The following is a 3,930-nucleotide window of genomic DNA, read 5'->3' on the forward strand; positions in this document are numbered from 1 at the left end:
GCGCAGCCGGGAGAACGGTCAGATCAAGAAATGTGCCGCTGACCAGCGCTTTCGAGCGGAGCGGGTGAGGGGAATCGAACCCCCGTTCCGAGCTTGGGAAGCTCGTGTTCTACCATTGAACTACACCCGCGAGAGCGCTGAGGATACCCGGGGGCCACTCCAGCCGGCAATAGTCGTTGCGTGGCGCCCCGTCGAAGGAAGGTCGCCGCGTGATCCTCTCCGACCGGACCCTGCGTGAGGCGCTCAGCACGGGCCGGATCGCGGTCGATCCTCTGTCCGACGACGCCATCCAGCCGTCGAGCGTGGATGTGCGACTCGACGACACGTTCCGCGTCTTCCACAACCACCGGTACCCGTTCATCGACGTCCGCGCCGACCAACCCGACCTGACCGAGGTGGTCAAGGTCCCCGGCGACGAGCCGTTCGTCCTGCATCCGGGCGAGTTCGTCCTCGGCGCGACGCTCGAGCAGGTCCGTCTCCCCGACGATCTGGTCGCCCGCCTGGAGGGCAAGTCGTCGCTGGGTCGCCTGGGACTGCTGATCCACTCAACCGCCGGGTTCGTCGATGCCGGCTTCGAGGGCTACCTCACCCTGGAGCTGTCCAACGTCGCAACCTTGCCGATCGCGATCTACCCGGGCATGAAGGTCGGGCAGTTGGCCTTCTTCCAACTCGACCGCCCCGCCGAGCATCCCTACGGCTCGCGCGAGGTCGGTTCCAAGTACCAGGGCCAGCGCGGTCCGACCGCCAGCCGGTTCCACCTCAACTTCCTCGACGGCGAGCGCTTCCGTGACGGCCTCTGAACACGGCCACGCACGAACCCGGTGGTGCCCGGCGGCCACCGTTGTCGACGCCCCGGGTAGCGCTCGACACGCGTGCCCGCCGCGGGACGGCACGACGCGCACGCGCGAGCGCTCCGCGCACGTCGCGTTAGGTCCCTTCCCACGTCGCGTTAGGTCCCTTCCATTGACGCTACTGTGTGTGGCCCGGATGCCCCGCGGCCAGTGCTGCTGCAGCGATTCCCAGGCGTCCGTGGCCACGGATCGCCGGGCGCGACGGGCCGGTACGGACGGGAGGCGGGGCGATGGGTGAGGCGACCGGCGGGTACCAGGCACGGCTGGGACAGCGACTCCGTTCGATCCGTCGCCAGCAGGCGCTGAGCCTGCAGCAGGTCGAGCAGCGCAGCGGCGGCCGCTGGAAGGCGGTCGTGGTCGGCGCCTACGAGCGAGGTGATCGGGCCATCTCCGCCGCCAAGCTGGCGGAGCTCGCGGGCTTCTACGGGGTCCCCCCTTCCGAACTGATCCCTCAGCCGCCGGCGCGTTCGGCCGCCGAACTGCCGTCCGGCCGCGGCGGGATCGTGATCGACCTCGCCCGGCTCTCGGATGAGCGGCTCGGCGACGAGTACGGGGCGATCTCACGCTACGCCTCGACCATCCAGCTGCGGCGCGGCGACTACAACGGCCGGGTGCTGACCATGCGTGACGGGGACCTGTGGTCCCTGGCCGCCATGATGGGAGTCTCCTCCGGAGAGCTCCTCCGAAGACTCGCCGAGGACGGGCTGCTCGCGCCACGTGAGGATCCGGTCAGGGCCTGATGCACGGCTGATCGCCCAGCAGCGTGTTGCATCGATCACCGTCCGTTTGGCGTAGTCTGGGACGCGCGGCGCGGGGCCAGCGACCGACGACGCGCACGCACGTGATCGCGTCGACGGCCGTGCCGAGCTACCGGGAGCCATCAGCGTGGACGCAGAGCAGTACCAGATCGAACTCGGCAAGCGGCTACGCGCGATCCGTCAGCAGCAGGATCTGACGCTTCAGCAGGTCGAGGAGCGCAGCGAGGGCAAGTGGAAGGCGGTGGTGGTCGGCGCCTACGAGCGCGGCGATCGGGCCATCTCCGCCGCCAAGCTCGCCGACCTCGCCGACTTCTACGGCGTGCCGGTGGCCGAACTGCTCCCCGAGGCGCCGACCGAGCAGGTCAGCGCCGGCGACGTTCCCCGCGGCCGCCGGGTCGTCCTCGACCTCACCCGGCTGTCGGACCAGGACGTCGACCCGTCACTGCGCCCCGTGTCCCGGTACGCGACCACCATCCAGTTGCAACGCGGTGACTACAACGGTCGGGTGCTGACGCTCCGTGAAGACGACGTCCGGGCGCTGGCGGTCGCCTTGGGTCTGACCGCCGAAGGACTCATCGCACGCCTCGGTGAGCAGGACATCCTCGCCCGTACGTGAACCCACCGGGTCCGCAGGAGCTCGCGTCGTGCAGCAGCGGATCGAGTCCTCCCCTGCCGGCCGCGTCGTGCTGTCGGCGTTCCTAGTGCTCGTCGTGGCTGCCGTGGTCGTCGACGGCGTCCCGGGGTCCGTCGTGCCCCAAGGCGAGCGCTGGGCCCGCCCGGTCGTCGAGGTCACCGGCCTCGACCAGAACTGGGAGGTCTTCGCCCCCGATCCGCGTCGTGTGACCGTGGCCTTCGAGGCGCGGATCGAGTACGCCGATGGCACCACGACCGTGTGGCGGCCACCCGACGACGGACCGGCGCTGGGCACCTACCGGCGCTACCGGTGGCGGAAGTGGGTCGAGAACGTCCGTCCCGACGCCTTCGCCGGCGTGTTGTGGGAGCCGACTGCCCGGTGGCTCATCCGGATGCATGACGCCCCCCAGCGCCCGGTGCGGCGGGTGACGCTGGTCCGACGGTGGGTCGCGATCACAGGAGCCGGCACCGCGAGCCCCCAGCCCTCGTGGGAGGAGGAGGGCTTCTACGTCATGGAGTCGAGCGAGGTGTGAGCGGTTGCCTGCCAGCCGCCGGAGCCGGGACGTGAGCGGCCGCCTGGGACGCCGCGGGAGCCGGGACGTGAGCGGCCGCCTGGGACGCCGTGGGAGCCGGGACGTGAGCCGTTGCCTGGAAGCCGCGTGGGGGACGTGGACACGGTTCTGGTTCGAACCGGTCTCCACCTCCACGCTCGCGCTGGTCCGTGTGGGGTTCGGCCTGGTCCTGACCGGGTGGACGCTGTCGCTGGCCGCAGACCTGCGTCCCTTCTTCGGGCCCGGCGGATCGCTGGCTGCGCCCCCGTCCGCGCCCTGGCGTTGGGGGCTGCTGCAGGTCGCGAACACCGATGCCGCGGTCGTCGCCTCGTGGACGCTGCTGCTCGTCTCGGCGGTGGCCGTCACGGTCGGGGCGGGGACACGCGTCGCCGCGGTCGTCGCGTGGGTCGCGGTCGTGTCGCTGCAGCGGCGCAACCCCTACGTGTTCAACTCCGGCGACGTGCTCGTCCGCCAGCTGAGCTTCCTCATCGCGTTGGCTCCCGCCGGGGCGGCGCTGTCGGTCGATCGCTTCCTGCGACACCGCGACCGGTTCCTGGACCATCCTCGGCGCGCAGCCTGGCCTGTTCGCCTGATCCAGCTCAACCTCGCGTTCGGCTACGTGGTGTCGGTTTCCGCCAAGCTGAGCGGTGAGACGTGGACGGGTGGCACCGCCGTCGGGTACGTCTTGCGGATCGGCGACCTACAGCGCTTCGCCGTTCCCGACCTGCTCCTCGACCTGCCCGTCGTGGTGACCCTGCTGACGTGGGGTGCGCTCGCGACGGAACTGGCGGTCGCGGTCCTGGTGTGGAACCGGCGGCTGCGCCCCGCCGTCCTGCTCCTCGGCGTGGCGATGCACGTGGCCATCGACCTGACCATCGAGGTCGGCTTCTTCAGCTACGCGGTGTTGGTGAGCTACCTCGCGTTCGTGCCCCCGGATGTCGCCGACCGGGCCATCGCCTGGGTGTTCGACCGGTCCGGACGGCTGGCCACGTCCGTCCGGGTGGTTACGAACCGTACTTAGGTTCATCCGCTGTGTGACACGAGGACTAGTCAGTGTTACACTCCGTAGCGGGGAAGTGACGACGTGCGGTCCGCAACCTGGTCGCCTGGACCGACACCGAGCGAGTGGCGAACCCG

5 protein-coding genes and 1 tRNA gene are annotated in these 3,930 nt (G+C 70.3%); 5 read left to right on the forward strand and 1 reads right to left on the reverse strand.

Features of this window, described 5'->3' with window-relative positions; all coding sequences use genetic code 11:
• Positions 1 to 59 precede the first annotated feature (59 nt).
• Positions 60 to 130 (reverse strand) — tRNA-Gly (locus M3N57_00795).
• Positions 131 to 209: 79 nt separating this feature from the next.
• Here M3N57_00795 and dcd point away from each other — a divergent pair.
• From dcd to M3N57_00820, 5 genes are all read left to right on the forward strand, one after another.
• Entirely contained in the window at positions 210 to 800 is a 591-nt protein-coding gene (gene dcd / locus M3N57_00800) for a dCTP deaminase (GenBank protein ID MDP9021245.1), read from the forward strand.
• Positions 801 to 1,081: 281 nt separating this feature from the next.
• Positions 1,082 to 1,591, forward strand: a complete 510-nt coding sequence (locus tag M3N57_00805; protein ID MDP9021246.1) for a transcriptional regulator — start codon at positions 1,082 to 1,084, stop codon at positions 1,589 to 1,591.
• Positions 1,592 to 1,736: 145 nt separating this feature from the next.
• Complete coding sequence (locus tag M3N57_00810) at positions 1,737 to 2,225, forward strand: transcriptional regulator (GenBank protein ID MDP9021247.1); 489 nt, start codon at positions 1,737 to 1,739, stop codon at positions 2,223 to 2,225.
• 28 nt (positions 2,226 to 2,253) lie between these two features.
• Positions 2,254 to 2,775, forward strand: a complete 522-nt coding sequence (locus tag M3N57_00815; protein MDP9021248.1) for a DUF5819 family protein — start codon at positions 2,254 to 2,256, stop codon at positions 2,773 to 2,775.
• 103 nt (positions 2,776 to 2,878) lie between these two features.
• Positions 2,879 to 3,814, forward strand: coding sequence for an HTTM domain-containing protein (locus M3N57_00820; GenBank protein MDP9021249.1), 936 nt, complete (start codon positions 2,879 to 2,881; stop codon positions 3,812 to 3,814).
• The last annotated feature ends 116 nt before the right edge of the window (positions 3,815 to 3,930 follow it).

This window comes from Actinomycetota bacterium (assembly GCA_030776725.1).
Lineage (GTDB): Bacteria > Actinomycetota > Nitriliruptoria > Nitriliruptorales > JAHWKO01 > JAHWKW01.

Coding starts and splice junctions, on each gene's coding strand:
- M3N57_00805 (MDP9021246.1), top strand. CDS start 1,082: ATGGGTGAGGCGACCGGCGGGTACCAGGCACGGCTGGGACAGCGACTC.